18 protein-coding genes, 1 tRNA gene and 1 pseudogene are annotated in these 15,729 nt (G+C 69.0%); 11 read left to right on the top strand and 9 right to left on the bottom strand.

Translation table 11 applies throughout. From position 1 onward, the window contains the following. The first annotated feature begins 2 nt into the window (after positions 1-2). Positions 3-374, top strand: coding sequence for a hypothetical protein (locus NCO8_RS31120; RefSeq protein WP_067637128.1), 372 nt, complete (start codon positions 3-5; stop codon positions 372-374). Between the two features lie 46 nt (positions 375-420). Here NCO8_RS31120 and NCO8_RS32850 read toward each other — a convergent pair. The 4 genes and pseudogenes from NCO8_RS32850 to NCO8_RS06080 all read right to left on the bottom strand — a co-directional run. Beyond that, positions 421-645 (bottom strand): annotated as a pseudogene (locus NCO8_RS32850) (hypothetical protein); the annotation flags it as partial. A gap of 222 nt (positions 646-867) precedes the next feature. Then, on the bottom strand, positions 868-1,803 hold the full coding sequence (locus tag NCO8_RS06090) for a serine hydrolase (protein WP_067637214.1): 936 nt from the start codon (positions 1,801-1,803) through the stop codon (positions 868-870). Between the two features lie 34 nt (positions 1,804-1,837). Next, positions 1,838-2,044 carry a hypothetical protein gene (locus tag NCO8_RS32120; protein ID WP_067637126.1) on the bottom strand — a complete coding sequence of 69 codons (207 nt, stop codon included), beginning with the start codon at positions 2,042-2,044 and terminating at the stop codon, positions 1,838-1,840. A gap of 153 nt (positions 2,045-2,197) precedes the next feature. Continuing rightward, the gene (locus NCO8_RS06080) at positions 2,198-3,064 is read right to left on the bottom strand and encodes a LysR family transcriptional regulator (RefSeq protein ID WP_067637124.1); all 867 of its coding nucleotides are present in this window, start codon (positions 3,062-3,064) and stop codon (positions 2,198-2,200) included. A 191-nt stretch (positions 3,065-3,255) separates the two neighbouring features. On the opposite strand from NCO8_RS06080, the gene bla reads away from it, so the two are divergent. Continuing rightward, positions 3,256-4,155 (top strand): class A beta-lactamase, encoded by a 900-nt coding sequence (gene bla, locus NCO8_RS06075; protein WP_067637211.1) that lies wholly within the window; start codon positions 3,256-3,258, stop codon positions 4,153-4,155. Here the strand turns inward: bla and NCO8_RS06070 are convergent. Then, positions 4,148-4,756: a TetR/AcrR family transcriptional regulator gene (locus NCO8_RS06070; protein ID WP_067637121.1), complete on the bottom strand. Its 609-nt coding sequence runs from the start codon at positions 4,754-4,756 to the stop codon at positions 4,148-4,150. The genes bla and NCO8_RS06070 overlap by 8 nt on opposite strands. A 54-nt stretch (positions 4,757-4,810) precedes the next feature. Here NCO8_RS06070 and NCO8_RS06065 point away from each other — a divergent pair, with 54 nt between their 5' ends. Beyond that, positions 4,811-5,218 (top strand): RidA family protein, encoded by a 408-nt coding sequence (locus NCO8_RS06065; protein ID WP_067637118.1) that lies wholly within the window; start codon positions 4,811-4,813, stop codon positions 5,216-5,218. On the opposite strand, the gene NCO8_RS06060 is transcribed toward NCO8_RS06065, so the two are convergent. Next, a complete protein-coding gene (locus tag NCO8_RS06060; RefSeq protein WP_067637116.1) occupies positions 5,219-6,109 on the bottom strand; it encodes an AraC family transcriptional regulator in 891 nt (296 codons plus the stop codon). 117 nt (positions 6,110-6,226) lie between these two features. Between NCO8_RS06060 and NCO8_RS06055 the strand changes: the two genes are divergently transcribed. The 8 genes from NCO8_RS06055 to NCO8_RS06020 all read left to right on the top strand — a co-directional run bounded on the left by NCO8_RS06055 (position 6,227) and on the right by NCO8_RS06020 (position 13,870). Continuing rightward, entirely contained in the window at positions 6,227-7,222 is a 996-nt protein-coding gene (locus tag NCO8_RS06055; protein WP_167353247.1) for a saccharopine dehydrogenase NADP-binding domain-containing protein, read from the top strand. Then, positions 7,219-8,442, top strand: a complete 1,224-nt coding sequence (locus NCO8_RS06050; RefSeq protein ID WP_067637114.1) for an SGNH/GDSL hydrolase family protein — start codon at positions 7,219-7,221, stop codon at positions 8,440-8,442. The genes NCO8_RS06055 and NCO8_RS06050 overlap by 4 nt, the downstream gene beginning before the upstream one ends. A gap of 196 nt (positions 8,443-8,638) precedes the next feature. After that, on the top strand, positions 8,639-10,066 hold the full coding sequence (locus NCO8_RS06045; protein WP_245655256.1) for a sensor histidine kinase: 1,428 nt from the start codon (positions 8,639-8,641) through the stop codon (positions 10,064-10,066). Continuing rightward, positions 10,063-10,470, top strand: coding sequence for a roadblock/LC7 domain-containing protein (locus NCO8_RS06040; protein WP_067491837.1), 408 nt, complete (start codon positions 10,063-10,065; stop codon positions 10,468-10,470). Before NCO8_RS06045 ends, NCO8_RS06040 begins: the two co-directional genes overlap by 4 nt. After that, a complete protein-coding gene (locus tag NCO8_RS06035) occupies positions 10,470-10,808 on the top strand; it encodes a DUF742 domain-containing protein (protein WP_067491839.1) in 339 nt (112 codons plus the stop codon). The genes NCO8_RS06040 and NCO8_RS06035 overlap by 1 nt, the downstream gene beginning before the upstream one ends. A 28-nt stretch (positions 10,809-10,836) precedes the next feature. Next, positions 10,837-11,403: a GTP-binding protein gene (locus NCO8_RS06030; RefSeq protein ID WP_067491890.1), complete on the top strand. Its 567-nt coding sequence runs from the start codon at positions 10,837-10,839 to the stop codon at positions 11,401-11,403. Then, a complete protein-coding gene (locus NCO8_RS06025; RefSeq protein WP_067637110.1) occupies positions 11,400-12,653 on the top strand; it encodes a cytochrome P450 in 1,254 nt (417 codons plus the stop codon). The genes NCO8_RS06030 and NCO8_RS06025 overlap by 4 nt, the downstream gene beginning before the upstream one ends. Then, entirely contained in the window at positions 12,650-13,870 is a 1,221-nt protein-coding gene (locus NCO8_RS06020) for a cytochrome P450 family protein (RefSeq protein ID WP_067637108.1), read from the top strand. Before NCO8_RS06025 ends, NCO8_RS06020 begins: the two co-directional genes overlap by 4 nt. Before the next feature lie 52 nt (positions 13,871-13,922). Here NCO8_RS06020 and NCO8_RS06015 read toward each other — a convergent pair whose 3' ends face one another. The 3 genes from NCO8_RS06015 to NCO8_RS06005 all read right to left on the bottom strand — a co-directional run bounded on the left by NCO8_RS06015 (position 13,923) and on the right by NCO8_RS06005 (position 15,727). Further along, positions 13,923-15,068, bottom strand: coding sequence for an acyl-CoA dehydrogenase family protein (locus tag NCO8_RS06015; RefSeq protein WP_067637106.1), 1,146 nt, complete (start codon positions 15,066-15,068; stop codon positions 13,923-13,925). 105 nt (positions 15,069-15,173) lie between these two features. Beyond that, positions 15,174-15,246, bottom strand: a tRNA-Glu gene (locus NCO8_RS06010). A gap of 121 nt (positions 15,247-15,367) precedes the next feature. Beyond that, the gene (locus tag NCO8_RS06005) at positions 15,368-15,727 is read right to left on the bottom strand and encodes a cupin domain-containing protein (protein ID WP_067637104.1); all 360 of its coding nucleotides are present in this window, start codon (positions 15,725-15,727) and stop codon (positions 15,368-15,370) included. Between the last annotated feature and the right edge of the window lie 2 nt (positions 15,728-15,729).

Genomic DNA, 15,729 nt, shown 5'->3' with positions numbered 1-15,729 from the left:
CGATGACGCTGCCGGTGCCCCCGCCGGCGTCGCCGAGGGTGCTCCTGACGGTGCTCCCGGAGGTGCTCCCGCTGGTGCTGCCGATGGTGCTGCCGAGGGTGCTGCCGAGGGTGCTGCCGATGGTGCTCCCGCTGGTGCTGCCGAGGGTGCTGCCGATGGTGCTCCCGCTGGTGCTGCCGGAGGTGCTCCCGCTGGTGCTGCCGATGGCGCTCCCGCTGGTGCTGCCGATGGCGCTGCCGCTGGTGCTGCCGATGGCGCTCCTGACGGCGCTGCCGACGGTGCTCCCGATGGGGCCCCCAAGGGTGCGGCAGGCGTCGAAGGCAAGGGTGCTCCCCCTACCCCAGGCGCTGCGGGACCGGTCGGAAGGCTGGTGAGGGGGACGCTCAGCAAGAGGCGGTCGCGCAACACCATCGACAGCGTGCGGCCCTGGTCGGGGCGGTCCTCGATGCGGGCGACCAGGCCCTTGGAGCCTGCTCGGGGAGCTTGGGGTGGGACGGTGGACAGGACGGTTCCGCCGGTGAAACCTTGCAGGGCGGTGCAGGGGATGCGTAGATCCAGGCTCAGCGGCACGTAGTCCACGAGCGGTGCGCTGACCTGTAGCGACTTGTCCTGCGGCCAATCCAGGCTCGCGCGCTGTTGCTGCACAGGAAGCAGCGGGACGAGAACCGCCAGCAACAAACCGAGCGCCCCCGCCACGATCCCACCAATTTTCGCTCGGCCGAAGCCGGAATCTCCACCCACGAATGACGATGCTAGGCCGTCGAACCGGCTCGCACCCAGTCACTTCGAGATCACCACGCTCCGATGGCGGCATCGCCCGAGAGCCGAACGCCACCAGAGACTGGTGATCGTTTGTCCAGGAGGGGGTCAGGGGGTGGGGCGGCGGAGTTCGGTGACGGCGATGCGGGCGGCCTCGCCGATGGCGGCATCGACGACGGGGAGGGCGGGGTCGGCGCGGGCCGCGCGGGTGAAGACCGCTACGGCGACGGGGATTTCGCCGGGGAATTCGACGACCGCGACCTCGTTGCGGATGATACCGACGGTGCCGGTCTTGCCCGCGACCACGACACCGCGATGTGGGAAGCCGGCAGCGACACGGTGCGGCCAGATCTGGTTGCGCATGACCGCGCGCACGAATTCCGTGCTCTCCGTAGACAACACGTCGCCGGACCAGAGACGCCACAGCAGACGCGTCATCTCCTCGGGAGTAGTCGCGCTGGCGTAGGCGGGATCGTAGGCCGACACCGTCCACGCCTCGTCATTGTCGGCCAGCGCCGCGAACGCCTCGGCGGTGCTGTGGGTGTCCGTGTCGCGCACCAGACTTTGGTGCTGATCGGCGGTGCCGCCGACGACGCGGGTTTCGGTGAGGCCGAGTTCGACGGCCATGTCGGCCACGGCGGCCAGCCCGAGTTCACCGAGAAGAACGTCGGCGGCCGCATTATCGGACACCGTCATCATCGAGGTCACTAGGTCGCGACGGCTCAGTGTGATCGGATCATGCAGTGCGGCAATACCGGTCGGGCCCGGGGTGCAGTCGGCGGGATCGATGGTGAGCCTGCCCGCCGGATCGATGCGCCCGTGATCCACTTCGCGGTAGAACGCCACGCACAACAGCAGTTTGTACACCGACGCCATCACCACCCGATCCCGCCCACCCACCGAGATCTCCGCCACCGAACCGTCACACCGCCGCGCATGCAGCCACCCACTGCACCCAGCATCCGCGAACACCGCCCGAATCCTGTCCGCGGTCGTCGGGACAGCCCGATCGGCAGCCGCGAATCCCGGCTCCGCACGCAGCATGTCGAACGAACGGCTCACCGCGCGCTCCGAACAGTCACGCGACGCACCCTGAGCACCGATCTTCCGCCGCGAGAATCGTCCGTGCTTCGGTGGCCTTGCCCGGCCGTGGTGGCAGCGGTCGTCCCGGCGCCGTGCTCCGCACGCCGGGCGTGGTCACCTCGGCGCGGCGCTGTTCGCTCATCGCGTACCAGCGCGCATAGGTTTCCCGCACCACGTCCTCGGCCAGCGATCCGAGCAGCAACCCCTCGCGACCGAGGCGACGGGGACTCGATCTGTGCGTTCCGCCTCTCGACCGGCGTGAACTCGGCCTGTGCGCCGGTCGAGCCATATCGATCAGCACACAGAACACCTGCTCTCCTACACCTCATCGCGCACAGACGGGTGATTCGCACCGTCACCGCAACCGCTCCCGGTACAGCACGCGATCGAGCACGTCCGCCTGCCCGCGCGTATCAGTCCGCCGAATCACCCTGACCCGCAACGCGACCGACTGCGGCGCCAAGGTCAACCACGCGACGCCGGGCGTGGGAGTGGGTGGCGTGGTGGTGAGGCCGAAGCTGGTTCCGGCGGCTACCGCTGCCAGCACAGCGCGGTCGTCGGGGGCGGGCAGCGACGGAGTGTCGAGGCCGCGTTCACGCAGGAGATCGAGGAGCGCGTCGTAAGCGGGTGGGTTGGCCGGACGCGGGGGATGGGCGAAGTGCAGACCGGTGAGCATGGGGAAGGTGGGGCGTTCGGTGGTGGTGGTGCGGTGACCGGCGGGAACGACCAGCCAGCGGGGGAGTTTCACGACGGGGCCCGCTTCGACGCCGTCGACCAGAGCGGGGTGTTCGATGACCGCGACATCGCAGATGCCCGAGCGCACGTCGGCGACGAGGTCGACGGTGCTGCCGATCGTGGTCGACACCGTCCCGTCCGCGGGCCGCAACGCGGTGACGCAGGCGGTGACCACGCGGTCCGGCAAGGCGGTGGTCGCCGCGAAGCGGGTGGTGCCGCTGAGCTGGGCGATGCGCCGGGATTCGGCGAGCAGGCGATCGGCGTCGTCGACGAGCAGCCGGGCGCGCGGCAGCAACTGCCTGCCCGCCGGGGTGAGCACGGCGCCCTGGGTGGTCCGGTGGACGAGCTCGATGTCGAGATGCTGTTCCAGGCGACGCAAACCCTGGGACAGCGGTGGTTGGGTCATGTCGAGTGCCGCTGCCGCCCGCCCGAAATGGCCCTCGTCCGCGACGGCGACGAAGAACCGGAGGTGGCGCAGCAGGTCCATGGGGCCATTGAACCAGCGGTCACGCAACGACTCGCCCGAACCGGACGAAGTGCCCAGCGCATCGCCTCGGATACCGCAGGTGAACTGCGGCGATATCGATCACGACTCGCCGCCGACGGCATCCGGTATTGGCCGCGCCTCGCCCGCGATGGTGTGGTGCAACGGTGATTTCCTCCGCTACCGAGCACCCGATCCGCAGACGCCTCGCGGCCGCCGCACTCGCGGTCGCCACGCTGACCTTCACCGCGTGCTCCTCCGAACCCGCGGCCCCGAGCGAAACCTCGGCCGCGCCGGGCACCGCGTCCACCGACACCACCCAGTACGCCACATTGGAATCGAAATACAGTGCGCGACTGGGTCTCTCGGTCACCGACACCGGAACCGGCGCCACCGTCGCCTACCGGGCCGACGAACGTTTCCCCATCGCCTCCACCTTCAAGGGCCTGGCCTGTGGCGCCCTCCTGAAGGCGCACCCACTCTCGACCGGCTACTTCGACCAGGTCATCCACTACACCGCCGCCGACCTGGTGGAGTACTCACCCGAAACCGAGAAGCACGTCGACACCGGCATGACCGTGGCGGCCCTCTGCCATGCCACCATCACGCTCTCCGACAACACGGCGGGCAACCTGGTGCTCCGCTTGCTCGGCGGCCCAGCGGGTTTCACGGCGTTCCTGCGCACCCTCGGTGACAACGTGACCCGCCTGGACCGCTGGGAAACCGAACTCAACACCGCCATCCCCGGCGACGAACGCGACACCACCACCCCGGCCGCCCTGGCCGCCGACTACCGCGCCCTCGTCCTCGGCGATGTCCTCGCCGAGCCCGAGCGCACCCAGCTCGCCGACTGGCTCAAGGCCAATACCACCGGTGGCAAACGCATCAAGGCAGGTCTACCCGCCGACTGGACTGTCGGCGACAAGACGGGCAGCCCCGCCTACGGTTCGGCCCTCGACGTGGCCATCGCCTGGCCCCCGAACCGCCCGCCCCTGGTACTCGCGGTCCTGTCGACGAAATCCGAGCAGGACGCCGAACCGTCCAACGAACTCCTGGCCGAGGCGACGAAAGCGGCTGTCGCCCAGCTCAATTGATCCGCCACCCCGCCCGCACGGAATGGGCGCACAGCTGCGGTTCGTCGCCTGCTCCGACGAACAAGGCGGTGAGCATCGGGATGCCGTGGTCGAGTGCCTCGGCGGGCAACGGGCCGGTCGCCACCAGCGCGGCCAGCCCGTGCCCGATCACCCAGCTCTGCGTCGCCAGTTCGAGGGGGTCGACCTCGGCCCGGAAGCGGCCGAGGTCGCGGGCCCTCGCCACGGCCGCCACCAGCCGTTCCAATGTCGCATCGGCGGCCGGTGCGTCCTCGAGTTCGAAACCGGCGTCGAACATCACCCGGTACAGATCGGGTTCGGCCAGTGCGTTGGCGAGGTAGGCGCTGCCGAGGGCGGCCAGGTCGCGCACGGGATCGCCGGTGTCGGGCACATGGGCGAGGCGCTCGGCCAACCGGGTGAACCCCTCCTGCCGCACCGCGCGCCACAACCCGTCGATCCCGTCGAAATAGGTGTACACGGCCATCGTCGACACCTCGATCCCGGCGACGAGCCCGCGCAGCGTCACCGGTTCACGAGCCGCGACCATCTGCGCCGCCCGCTCGATCAGCATCGACCGCACCGCCGGATTTCGCGTTCTACCCATGGCGCCACATTACATAACAGCGTTATGGTTATGGCACCGACGATGGGAGCGAACATGACCGTGGAACTGATCAATCCGGACGGGCTGCCCAAGCCTGATGTGTACCGACAGCTGTCGATCGCGACCGGCTCACGCCTGGTCTTCCTGGCCGGGCAAGTGGCCCGCGACGCCGACGGAAACCCGGTCGGCGCGGGCGATTTCGCCGCCCAGGTGGAACAGGCCTACCTGAATGTCGGCACCGCGATGACCGCGATCGGCGGATCCTTCGACGACGTCGCGAAGCTGACGATCTACGTCGTCGATTGGAGTGCCGACAAATATCCGCTGCTGGGCGAAGGAGTGAGTCGCGCGGCCGCGAAAATGGGGGTCGACCCGGTCAAACCGATCACCCTGATCGGCGTGGCCGCACTGGGCGAACCCGACCTGCTCGTCGAGGTCGAGGCGACCGCGGTGCTCGACTGATCACCCTGCGCGGTACCGGCCGGGGGCCACACCGTATTCACGTTTGAAGGCTTTGCCGAAGGCGTACTCGGAGCTGTAGCCGGTGCGCCCGGCGATGGTGGCCAACGGGTGATCGGTCTCGCGCAGGAGGCGGGCGGCGGTGAGCATCCGCCAGCGGGTGAGATAGGCCAGTGGCGGTTCGCCGAGCAAGGTGGTGAATCGTTTGGCGAACGCGGCCCGGCTCAAACCCGCACGGGCGCCGAGCGATTCGACGGTCCAGTTGTGACCGGGGTCGTCGTGCACGGCCCGTAGCGCACGCGACAGTTCGGGGTCGGTGAACGCCACCGACCACCGTGCGGTGTCGTGGGTGGCGCTCTCGGCGAGCCAGGCGCGCAACAGATAGAGCAGGAGCAGGTCGAGCAGCGGTGGGACGGCCGCGTCGGCGCCGGGGCGGGCGTCGGTGAGTTCGGCGGCGAGCAGGTCGACGGCGGCGCGCAACGACGCGTGCGTGCCGAGCCGGGCCGGAATGTGCACCACCTCGGGCAATTCCGCCAGCAATGGGTGGGTGCGATCGGCGGCGAGGTGATACGACCCGCACAGCAGGGTGGAAGCGGCGCCGGGGCCGTCGACCACGCGGACGTCGTCGGGTCCCGCGGTCTCGGTGAACGTGCTGGTGAGCTGATCGACCAGGCCGTGCGCGACCCCGCGCGGCATCAGCACCGCGTCCCCCGTACCGAGCGCGATGGGTTCGGCCCCCGCCCTGGTGAGCCAGCACGAACCCTGCAGGACGACATGGAAACCGGCACCCTCCATCAGCGGATACCTGCGGCCCCACGGCGCGTGCCGCACGAACATCCCTGACGCCGGGTCACCGGTGCGCGCGGTGGCCAGCACATCGCTGAGCAGATCCATAACCGATGACAATACCGCCGAAGACGTTTGGATATCTTCTGTGGATTCTGGATGATTTCACGTCCTGGTATCTGTCCATACGCTGAGTTCATCAACCGAATGAACAAGGAGCAGGACATGAAGATCGCCGTGTACGGGGCAAGTGGACACGTCGGCCGTTTCGTGGTGGCGGAACTGGGTCGTCGTGGAATCGACACCGTCGTCGTGGGACGTAACGCGCAGCGGCTGACGGACTTCGGCGTACCTGTCCGGGTCGCGGCAGCCGACGATCACTCCGCGCTGGTCGCCGCCTTCACCGGCATCGACGTGGTCGTCAGCACCCTGCCCGACTACACCGGAACCGGTGAGGGCGTGCTGCGCGCCGCCGTCGCCGCGGGCGCGAGCTATGTGGATGTCGCGGGCGAACAACTGTTCGCCCGCAAGGTGTTCGACGAATACGGGCCGCTCGCCGAAGCCGCGGGCGTCACCCTGGTCACGGCGGTCACGGAGGCGGGCGTGTTCGGTGACCTGCTCGCCAACCTCGGCGCGCGGCGGCTCGGCGGTGCCGACGAGATCGTGCTCAGCCATGTCGTCGCACCCGGTGGTGAGGGTTCTCGTGGCAGTATGCGCACGGTGCTGCGTAATCTGGACGTCTTCACCCGTGGTGGTCTTTCCTGGGCCGACGGCGAATTCCGCACCGGTGCTCAGCCGCGCCGGGACACGCTGCTGCTGCCCGGCGCCACCGACCCTGTCGCGGTGGTGAAGTTCCCGCAGCCGGCCGTGGTGACGATCCCGCGCCATACCGCGGCCGCTTCGGTGGAAGGTGTACTGGCGAAGGAGATCTTCGCGATGGTCGGCACCGTCACCGAGGCCGACCTGGAACGCGCGCCCGAAACACCCTCCGCCCCGGCTCCCTACTCGATGGTGGTCGACATCCACCGCGACGGAAAAACGCTACGCGGCATCGGAAGTGGCCCCGACACGTACCGCAACAGTGCCCAGCTCGCGGTGGCGGTAGCGACCCGCATCGGCGCGGGCGCGAAACCGGGCGCGCAGTCACCGGCCGAACTGTTCGACCCGGTCGAATTCCTCGACGCACTGGGCGAATTCGGCATGACCTGGTCGCTCGGATGAACAAGCCCACACGCCGGGCGGTCGCCTTCCTCGCGTCGGTGACCGCCCTGGTGCTGGTCGCCTGTGGCACGCGTGAGCCGGCACCCGAGTGGTCGAGCGTGTGGGCGGCGGCCGCCCAGCATCCGGCGACCCAGAACTGGTCGGCCGACGGCTTTGCCGACGAGACCGTCCGCCAGGTCGTCCGCCTGACGGACGGCGGCCCGCAGGTCCGGGTCCGGCTGTCGAATCGCTATGGCACCGAACCGTTGGCCGTCGCGGGTGCCACGGTGGCTCGCAGCGCAGGCGGCGCCGCGCTGGCACCCGGGTCGGTGCACCGGCTGACAATGGCCCGCTCGACAACATTCGATGTCGCCCCCGGCGCCGAGGCGGCGAGCGACCCGATCACCCTCCCGGTCTCGGCCGGGGAGGCGGTCACCGTCACGCTCTACTTCGCCCGTCCGACCGGCCCGGCGACCCAGCACGCGCAAGCTGCCACGACCAGCTTCCGCGCCGCGGGCGACCACGCGCCCGAACCGGCCGCGACGCCCTTCACCGAGACCTCCCGATCCTGGTACTACCTGACCGGCGTCGACGCGATCGGCGCGGAACGGGAGGTCACCGTCGCCTTCGGCGATTCCATCACCGACGGCTACCGCTCGACGGTCGACACCGACCAGCGCTACCCGGACCAGCTCGCCCGCCACCCGGGCACCGGACCGCACGCGGTCGTCAACGCGGGTATCAGCGGTAACCGGCTGCTCACCGACTCGACCGTGCTCGGGGACAGTGCCCGCCTACGATTCCGCCGCGATGTCCTCGAACAGCCCGGCGTCGACACCGTGATCGTGCTCATCGGCATCAACGACATCGGCCTGGCCGGGACCACCGGACCGGATGGCGTGTTGTCTCCGGATGTTTCGGCCGACCAGCTCATCGCGGGCTATCGCGAGCTGATCGGCGCGGCCCACGCGGCGGGCGTGCGCGTCATCGGCGCGACTCTGCTGCCGTTCGGTGGGTCGGTGTACTACTCGCCGGGCAAGGACGACCTGCGAACTCAGGTGAACACCTGGATACGCACCGGCAACGCCTTCGACGCGGTGGTGGATCTGGACCGTGCGCTGGCCGCGCCGGACGACCGGAGCAGACTGGCGCGACAGTTCGACAGCGGAGATCATCTGCACCCCAACGATCTCGGCTACGGTGCTATGGCGGCGGCCATAGCAGGCGCGGGCGTGCTGTGATGCTCGACAGCGGCGAGGCTGTCACCAGCGCGGGAAGAGACAACCGGGTCAACAACCGGTGAACCCTGGCTGCTCGAGTGGCAGTTGGGACGAGGGCTCGTTATGCTCGCCCCGTTATCGAAACGGGCTGCCTTGCTGCATGTTTGGCTCGAGGATTGGTGGTTGGGGGCCTGTGGTTACTGCGGAAGTCGGGCCGGTGACGCACGCGACGGGGGACCGCACGACAGCGGGACCGGCGGGGTACGTGGTGCTGAGCGCCGCAGTGGTCATCGTGGTGATCGCCGCGCTCACCGTGGTTTTCGCGCCCCCTCTCATCGGCATTCCCGTGCTGGTCGGAGCATTGGTCACGGCGCTGATCGCCTGTCCGGCGGTTTTCGTCGCGCTGCGCCAAACCGCGAAAGCCGACCTCTCCGCCGCCGCCGCTCAGCGCGCCGAACAGCAGTTGGCGGCCACTGTCGCCGAGGCGACGCAGCGCATCGCGAAGGCCGAGGAACACAGCTCCGCCTACGCCTGGGAAGCGCAGGAGAACTCGCGTCGCGGTGCCGCCGCGCTCGCGGCGTTCGCCGGTGCCGCCAGCCGTATCCAGGCCATGACGACCAGCATGCTCGCCGAACTGCGCGAGATGGAACACCGTCACGCCGACCCCCGCGTGCTCACCGACCTGCTCCACATCGACCACCGCACCGCCCAGACCGGTCGCCTCGCCGACAGCATCGCGGTGCTCAGCGGCGCCCGCACCGGCCGGCGCTGGGCCAAACCCATCGCGATGGAATCGATCCTGCGTGGCGCTATGGGCCGGGTCGCCGGATACCAGCGTGTGCGATTGCGCGCGGTGGCCGAGGTCGGTATCGCCGGGCACGCCGCCGAAGGCGTGATGCACGCGCTGGCCGAACTGCTCGACAACGCGTGCAACTTCTCCCCGCCCACCACCGAGGTGCATGTCTACGCGGCGGAAGTGCCCGCGGGCGTCGTCATCACCATCGAGGACAGCGGTCTGGTGATGAGCGAATCGGCCCTGCGCCGCGCCGAGGCCGCCGTGAGCGGACGCGACCACAAGGGCAAGGGCGCCGACCTGGCCTCCCTCTCGGGCACCCGGCTCGGGCTGGCCGTGGTCGGAAACCTCGCGCGCAAACACGATCTCACCGTGTCGTACCGGCCCTCGGCCATTGGTGGCACGGCGGTGGTCGTCGTCGTCCCGCGCGAACTCACCGCCCGCGCCGAACGCCGGGGCCGCGACACGGGCCGTCACGCCGCGCCCGCCACCCAGCGTGCCGACACCGGCGGCATCCAGCTCACCAACCTCGGCCAGTTCGACGCACCGACCCCGCGCCCGGCGCCGCACACCGAGAACGGCGACCTCGGCTGGGCCGATGCCATCGCCCGCCAGGTGTCACCGCCCGCCGGTGAGGCCGCCCACTTGCCCGCGGCGACCACTCCGGCGCTGCCCAAGCGCCGTCGCGGCAGCACGCTCGCGCAGGTCCATCCCGAAGGTCTCACCTCGCCCGCGCCCACCCAGGCGACGCCGGCGAAACCCTCGGCACTCGGCGCCTTCCAACGTTCTGCCCGCACCGAGCCGCGCACAGGCAGCGCCGCCTCTGCACTAGACCCCCAGGAGGACCGATGACCACCACCGCCGCGACCAATCTCGGCTGGTTGCTCGAGAAACTGCTCGCCCGCACCCCACGCACCCGCCACGCCCTGCTGCTCTCGGGTGACGGCCTCAAGATCTGCCACACCCCGGAACTCGACACCGACCGCGCCGACCAGCTCGCCGCGATCGCCGCCGGTTTCCAGAGCCTCGCGCACGGGGCCTCCGTCGAATTCGGTGACGGGCGAGGCGGAGTCCGCCAGTCGATGACCGAGTTCTACGGCGGCATCCTGTTCGTGGTCGAGGCCGGACTCGGCGCGCACTTAGCGGTGATCGCCGCCGAGGACGCCGACGCGGGCCTGGTCGGGCACACCATGCACGAACTGGTCGAGCAGCTCGGCGAACACCTCGCCGCCCAGCCGCGCCGGGGGACGCCGTAATGCTCGGCCGCGACGACGATCCCGACCGGTTCTACACCCTCACCGGCGGCCGGATGCCCGCCGACGACGACTTCGACCTGGTCACCCTCGTGGTCAGCGAGTCGGCGCCGAACGCGGGCATGACCTCCGAACAGGTCGCGATCCTCGAGCTGTGCCGGGCGCCGACCGCCGTGGTGGAGATCGCGGCCGAACTGCGGCTGCCGGTCGGCGTGGCGACGGTTGTGCTGTCGGATCTGCTCGCCGCGGGCAAGATCACCATCAGGCCTCCGCTGTCGGCGGCGATGAATCTGGATCTTTCCACCCTCGAGAAGGTGCTCGTTGGACTTCGCAGGCTCTGAAGACGTACCCGAGCGGTCACGGGCGCCGCTGCACAGCACGGCGCGGCACGGGTTGAAAATCGTCATCATCGGCGGATTCGGTGTCGGCAAAACGACATTGGTCCGGTCGGTGAGCGAGATCCGCCCCCTCGACACCGAGGCGACGATGACCGATGTGGGTGTCGGCGTCGACGACGCGAGCGGCGTGCCGGGCAAGTCGACCACCACCGTCGCCTTCGACTTCGGCCGCATCAGCATCGACGACGAACACGTCCTGTATCTGTTCGGCGCCCCTGGGCAGCAACGGTTCTGGTTCCTCTGGGACCGGTTGTTCGCCGGTGCGCTCGGTGCGATCGTGCTCGTCGATCAGCGCCGCATCGCCGACTCGTGGTACGCCATCGACCGCCTCGAACACCAGGGCACGCCATTCGTGGTCGCCTGCAACGACTTCGGTGAATCACATGCCCCCGAGGCGGTGCGCGACGCGCTCGATCTGGACCCGGCGGTCCCGCTGCTGATGTGTGACGCCCGCTCGCGTGAATCGAGCAAACAGGTACTCATCGCCCTGATCGAGCACCTGTATTCTGTTGTCCCACAGGGGGAGACCGTCTCATGAGCACACCGGCAGGCGCCTGCCCGGTCACCGGCGCCGTCCCGCTGAGCGGTCCCGAGTTCCATATCGAACCGCACGAGGTGTACCGGCGGATGCGCCGCGAACACGGCCCGGTCGTCGCCGTCGAACTGCCCGGCGGTTTCCCCGCCTGGCTGGTGATCGGGTACCGCGAACTGCACCAGGTGACCAGCGATCCGGTGCTGTTCCCGCGCGATGTGTCGCTGTGGAACCAGTGGGGGCGGGTGCCCGAGGACTGGCCGCTGCTGCCGATGGTCGGGCGGCCGATGCCGTCGATCTACTTCACCGCCGGTGCCGAACACCGTCGCCACCTGGCCATGGTCGAACCCGCGCTCGACGCGGTGGACCACTTCGAATTGCGCCGTGCCTGTGAGGAACTCGCCGATCAACTGGTCGACCGGTTCTGTGGGCGTGGCACCGCCGACCTGGTCGCCGAATTCGCCGAACCGCTGCCCGTGCTCGCGCTCGGGCGCATCCTCGGCCTGCCCGACGCCGATGCCGCCGACCTGGCGCTGACCATGAAGACCCTCGCCGACGGCGGCGCCGACGCCCAGGCCGGGCACATGCGTTTCGCCGAGCACATGGCCCGCCTCGTCGCCGCCAAGAAGGCCCGCCCCGGCGGCGACCTCACCTCGTTGATGCTGGCCGATCCCGAGCCGTTCACCGACGAGGAGTACATGAACGACCTGATGGCGATCGCCGCCGCGGGTCACCTCACCACCGCCGACTGGCTCGGCAGTTCGATGCGGCTGATGCTCACCGACGAACGGTTCGCCGCCGCGCTCGGTGGCGGCAGGCGCAGCGTCGGCCAGGCCATGAACGAGGTGCTCTGGGAAGAGGGGCCGACCTCCATCCTGGCCGGTCGCTGGGCCGCCCGCGATACGCGCCTGGGCGACCGCACCATCCGCGCCGGGGACATGCTGCTGCTCGGCTTGGCCGCTGCGAACCTCGATCCGCATGTGCGCCAGTCGTTCTCCGACGGTGAGACCGTGCCCACCGGCAACAACGCGCACTTCGCGTTCAGCTACGGCGAATACCGCTGCCCGTACCCGGCGCAGCAGATCGCCGAGATCATCGCTCGAACCGGGATCGAGGTGCTGCTCGACCGGCTCCCCGATGTCGACCTGGCGGTTCCGGCCGACCAGCTCACCCGGCGACCTTCGGCTTTCCTTCGGGGCATGCAAGCACTGCCCGTTCGTTTCACCCCTGTTCGACCCGTCGGAGGTTTCTTGTGAGTTCGCAATGCCCTATCGCCATCGACCCCATGGTCGGTGATCTCGCGGGGGAGACCGCCCGACTACGTGACGCGGGGCCGATCACGCGGATCGACCTGATGGGTGTGACCGTGTGGACCGTCACCGACCACGCCCTGGCCCGTCAGTTGACCACCGACACTCGCTTGGTCAAGGACATCAACGCCTGGAAACTGTTCGCCGACGGCGTGGTGGGCAACCAGTGGCCGCTGATCGGGATGGTCGACGTCGACCGCTCGATGTTCAGTGTCGACGGCGCCGAACACCGCAGGCTGCGGCTCAAGACCGCGCAGGCGCTGGCCCCGCGCCGGCTCGAGGAGCTGCGCCCGCGGATCGAGGCGCTCACCGCCGAACTCCTCGACGACCTCGCCGCGGCCGGTGCCGACGGCACCCCGGTGGACCTCAAGCAGGTGTTCGCCTACCCGCTGCCCATGCGCGTGGTCGGCGACCTGATGGGCGTCGCGCGCGAGGACCACGCCCAGCTGCTCGACTGGTACAAGAAGTTCTTCTCGGTGATGACCCCGCAGGACGAGCGCCTGCGCGTGATCGGCGAGCTCGACGTGTACTTCACCGACCAGGTGCGCAAGAAGATCGCCGATCCGGGCGACGATCTCACCTCGGCGTTCGTGGTGGCGGACGAGGGCGGCGAGGCGCTCACCGAGGCGGAGGCGATCGGCAATATCAAGGCCCTCGTCGCCGCCGGGCACGAGACCACCGTGAGCCTCATCGTCAACACCGTGCGCGCGTTGCTCAACGAACCCGAGCAGCTGGCGAAAGTCCTTGCCGGCGAGGTGGACTGGAAGCAGGTCATCGAGGAGTCGCTGCGCTGGGACGGGCCCGTTTCGCACCTGCTGATGCGGTTCGCCACCGAGGACATCGCCGTGGGCGAGACCGTCATCGAGAAGGGCGAGGGTGTGGTGATGTCCTACCGTGCCGTCGGCCGTGACTTCGCCGTGCACGGTGAGACCGCCGACGAGTTCGACGTGACCCGCTCGACGGCCAACCGCCACCTCGCCTTCGGCTACGGCCCGCACATCTGCCCCGGTGCGGCTCTGTCGCGGCTCGAGGCGGCGATCGCGCTGCCCGCGCTGTTCGCCCGCTTCCCGAATCTGCGCCTGGCCGTGCCCGACAGCGAACTCGGCAACCTGCCGGTGCTGACCCAGAACGATCTGGCCGCGTTGCCGATCACCCTGAACTGACCGGCGTCGCGTCGCGCCCGGTGGATCGCTTCACCGGGCGCGACGCTCTGCTTCACAGACCGAGGTCGCGGCCGATCAGTTCCTTCATGATCTCGTTCGAGCCCGCCCAGATCTTGGTGACCCTGGCGTCCATCCAGGCCCGCGCCACCCGGTATTCGCGCATGTAGCCGTAGCCGCCGTGCAGCTGCACGCAGGCGTCGAGCACGTCGTTCTGCACCTGCGCCGACCACCATTTGGCCTTGGCGGCGTCGACGGCCGACAGCTCGCCGGTGGTGTGCGCGGCGAGGCACTGGTCGATGAAGGCCTGCGTGACCTCCACCTTGGTGACCAGCTCGGCGAACAGGAATTTGTTGTACTGGAAGCTGCCGATCTGCTGCCCGAAAGCCTTGCGCTCCTTGGCGTATGCCAGCGTCTCGTCCAGGATCGCGGCCGCGTGGGCGATATTGGAGGCGGCGGCGCCGATGCGTTCCTGGGGCAGCATCTGCATCATGGTGATGAAGCCGCGGTCGAGTTCACCGAGGCGGTTGGCGTCGGGGACGCGCACGTTGTCGAAGAACAGCTCGGCGGTGTCGGATTCGGGCTGGCCGACCTTGTCGAGTTTGCGGCCGCGGGTGAAGCCGTCCATGCCGTTCTCCACGACGAACAGGGTGATGCCCTTGGCCTTCTTCTCCGGGCTGGTCCGGGCGGCCACGATCACCAGGTCGGCGTTGAAGCCGTTGGTGATGAAGGTCTTCGAGCCGTTGATGATCCAGTCGTCGCCGTCGCGCACGGCGGTGGTCTTCAGCGCGGCGAGGTCGGAACCGCCCGAGGGTTCGGTCATGCCGATGGCCGTGATCAGCTCGCCCGTGCAGAACTTCGGCAGCCAGCGCCGCTTCTGCTCGTCGGTGGTCAGTTCGACCAGGTAGGGGGCGCACACGTCGAAGTGGATGCCGAACGACGACGAGATCGCCGCACCGGCCTTGGCCAGTTCCTCGCCGAGCACCGCGTTGAACCGGTAGTCACCGGCATCGCTGCCGCCGAATTCCTCCGGAACCCCGAGCCCGAGATAGCCCAGTTCGCCTGCGGCCAACCAGGTCTCGCGATCGATCGCACGCTGTTCGATGAACTTCTCGGCCTTGGGTTCGATCGACCGCTTGACGAATTCGGCTACCGAGGCACGGAAGGCCTCATGGTCCTCGGTGTAGAGGGTGCGCTTCATTCCTACAGTGTACGAATGGCGCATGGGCCGATGTCAACGCGAACGAGAAGCCTTGTCGCCGGACACGAAAAAGCTCCCCGGTCGGTGGACCGGGGAGCTCATCTGTAGCCCCGACGGGATTCGAACCCGCGCTACCGCCTTGAGAGGGCGGCGTCCTAGGCCGCTAGACGACGGGGCCAGAACAGCAATTCACCAGCGTGAACCGCGCGGAACATACCTTAGCCGACGACCGGGCGATCGACCAAAACGGGCGGCAGAAGGCCCGCTCACCGCCGTGGGGTCTCTCGTTGCGTTCGCGGTCAGTCCGGGAACTCGAGCTCGGCTTCCTGATCGGCCTCGAGCAGGAAATACCCGAGGAAGGTGACGCCGTCGTGGCGGGCGTCGAAGCGGGCGATGCGAACGTGCGCGGGCTCGTAGAACACGTCGCCGGGGCGCAGGATCGTGGGTTCTTCCCCGTCGATTTGGTATATGGCGGAGCCGGATTCGATGCTGCCGAAGACCGGTCCGTTGTGCAGGTGGAGGCCACCGGCGAAGTCCGGGGCGAGGGTGATGCGCCTGATCTCGACGCGGTGCAGGGTTCGGGGAGACGGCAGCACCTGGTCGAGGAGGGTCGTGCGGACGACCGGGGTGGTGCCGGGTTCGGGGGTCGGGGCAGGCATGA

Source organism: Nocardia coubleae NBRC 108252 (assembly GCF_001612805.1).
In the GTDB taxonomy this organism is placed as follows: domain Bacteria; phylum Actinomycetota; class Actinomycetes; order Mycobacteriales; family Mycobacteriaceae; genus Nocardia; species Nocardia coubleae.
This window is presented reverse-complemented; position numbering and strand designations above follow the sequence as displayed.

Coding starts and splice junctions, on each gene's coding strand:
- NCO8_RS31120 (WP_067637128.1), top strand. CDS start 3: ATGACGCTGCCGGTGCCCCCGCCGGCGTCGCCGAGGGTGCTCCTGACG.
- NCO8_RS06090 (WP_067637214.1), bottom strand. CDS start 1,803: ATGCTGCGTGCGGAGCCGGGATTCGCGGCTGCCGATCGGGCTGTCCCG.
- NCO8_RS06080 (WP_067637124.1), bottom strand. CDS start 3,064: ATGGACCTGCTGCGCCACCTCCGGTTCTTCGTCGCCGTCGCGGACGAG.
- NCO8_RS06070 (WP_067637121.1), bottom strand. CDS start 4,756: ATGGGTAGAACGCGAAATCCGGCGGTGCGGTCGATGCTGATCGAGCGG.
- NCO8_RS06065 (WP_067637118.1), top strand. CDS start 4,811: ATGACCGTGGAACTGATCAATCCGGACGGGCTGCCCAAGCCTGATGTG.
- NCO8_RS06060 (WP_067637116.1), bottom strand. CDS start 6,109: ATGGATCTGCTCAGCGATGTGCTGGCCACCGCGCGCACCGGTGACCCG.
- NCO8_RS06055 (WP_167353247.1), top strand. CDS start 6,227: ATGAAGATCGCCGTGTACGGGGCAAGTGGACACGTCGGCCGTTTCGTG.
- NCO8_RS06050 (WP_067637114.1), top strand. CDS start 7,219: ATGAACAAGCCCACACGCCGGGCGGTCGCCTTCCTCGCGTCGGTGACC.
- NCO8_RS06040 (WP_067491837.1), top strand. CDS start 10,063: ATGACCACCACCGCCGCGACCAATCTCGGCTGGTTGCTCGAGAAACTG.
- NCO8_RS06035 (WP_067491839.1), top strand. CDS start 10,470: ATGCTCGGCCGCGACGACGATCCCGACCGGTTCTACACCCTCACCGGC.
- NCO8_RS06025 (WP_067637110.1), top strand. CDS start 11,400: ATGAGCACACCGGCAGGCGCCTGCCCGGTCACCGGCGCCGTCCCGCTG.
- NCO8_RS06015 (WP_067637106.1), bottom strand. CDS start 15,068: ATGAAGCGCACCCTCTACACCGAGGACCATGAGGCCTTCCGTGCCTCG.
- NCO8_RS06005 (WP_067637104.1), bottom strand. CDS start 15,727: ATGCCTGCCCCGACCCCCGAACCCGGCACCACCCCGGTCGTCCGCACG.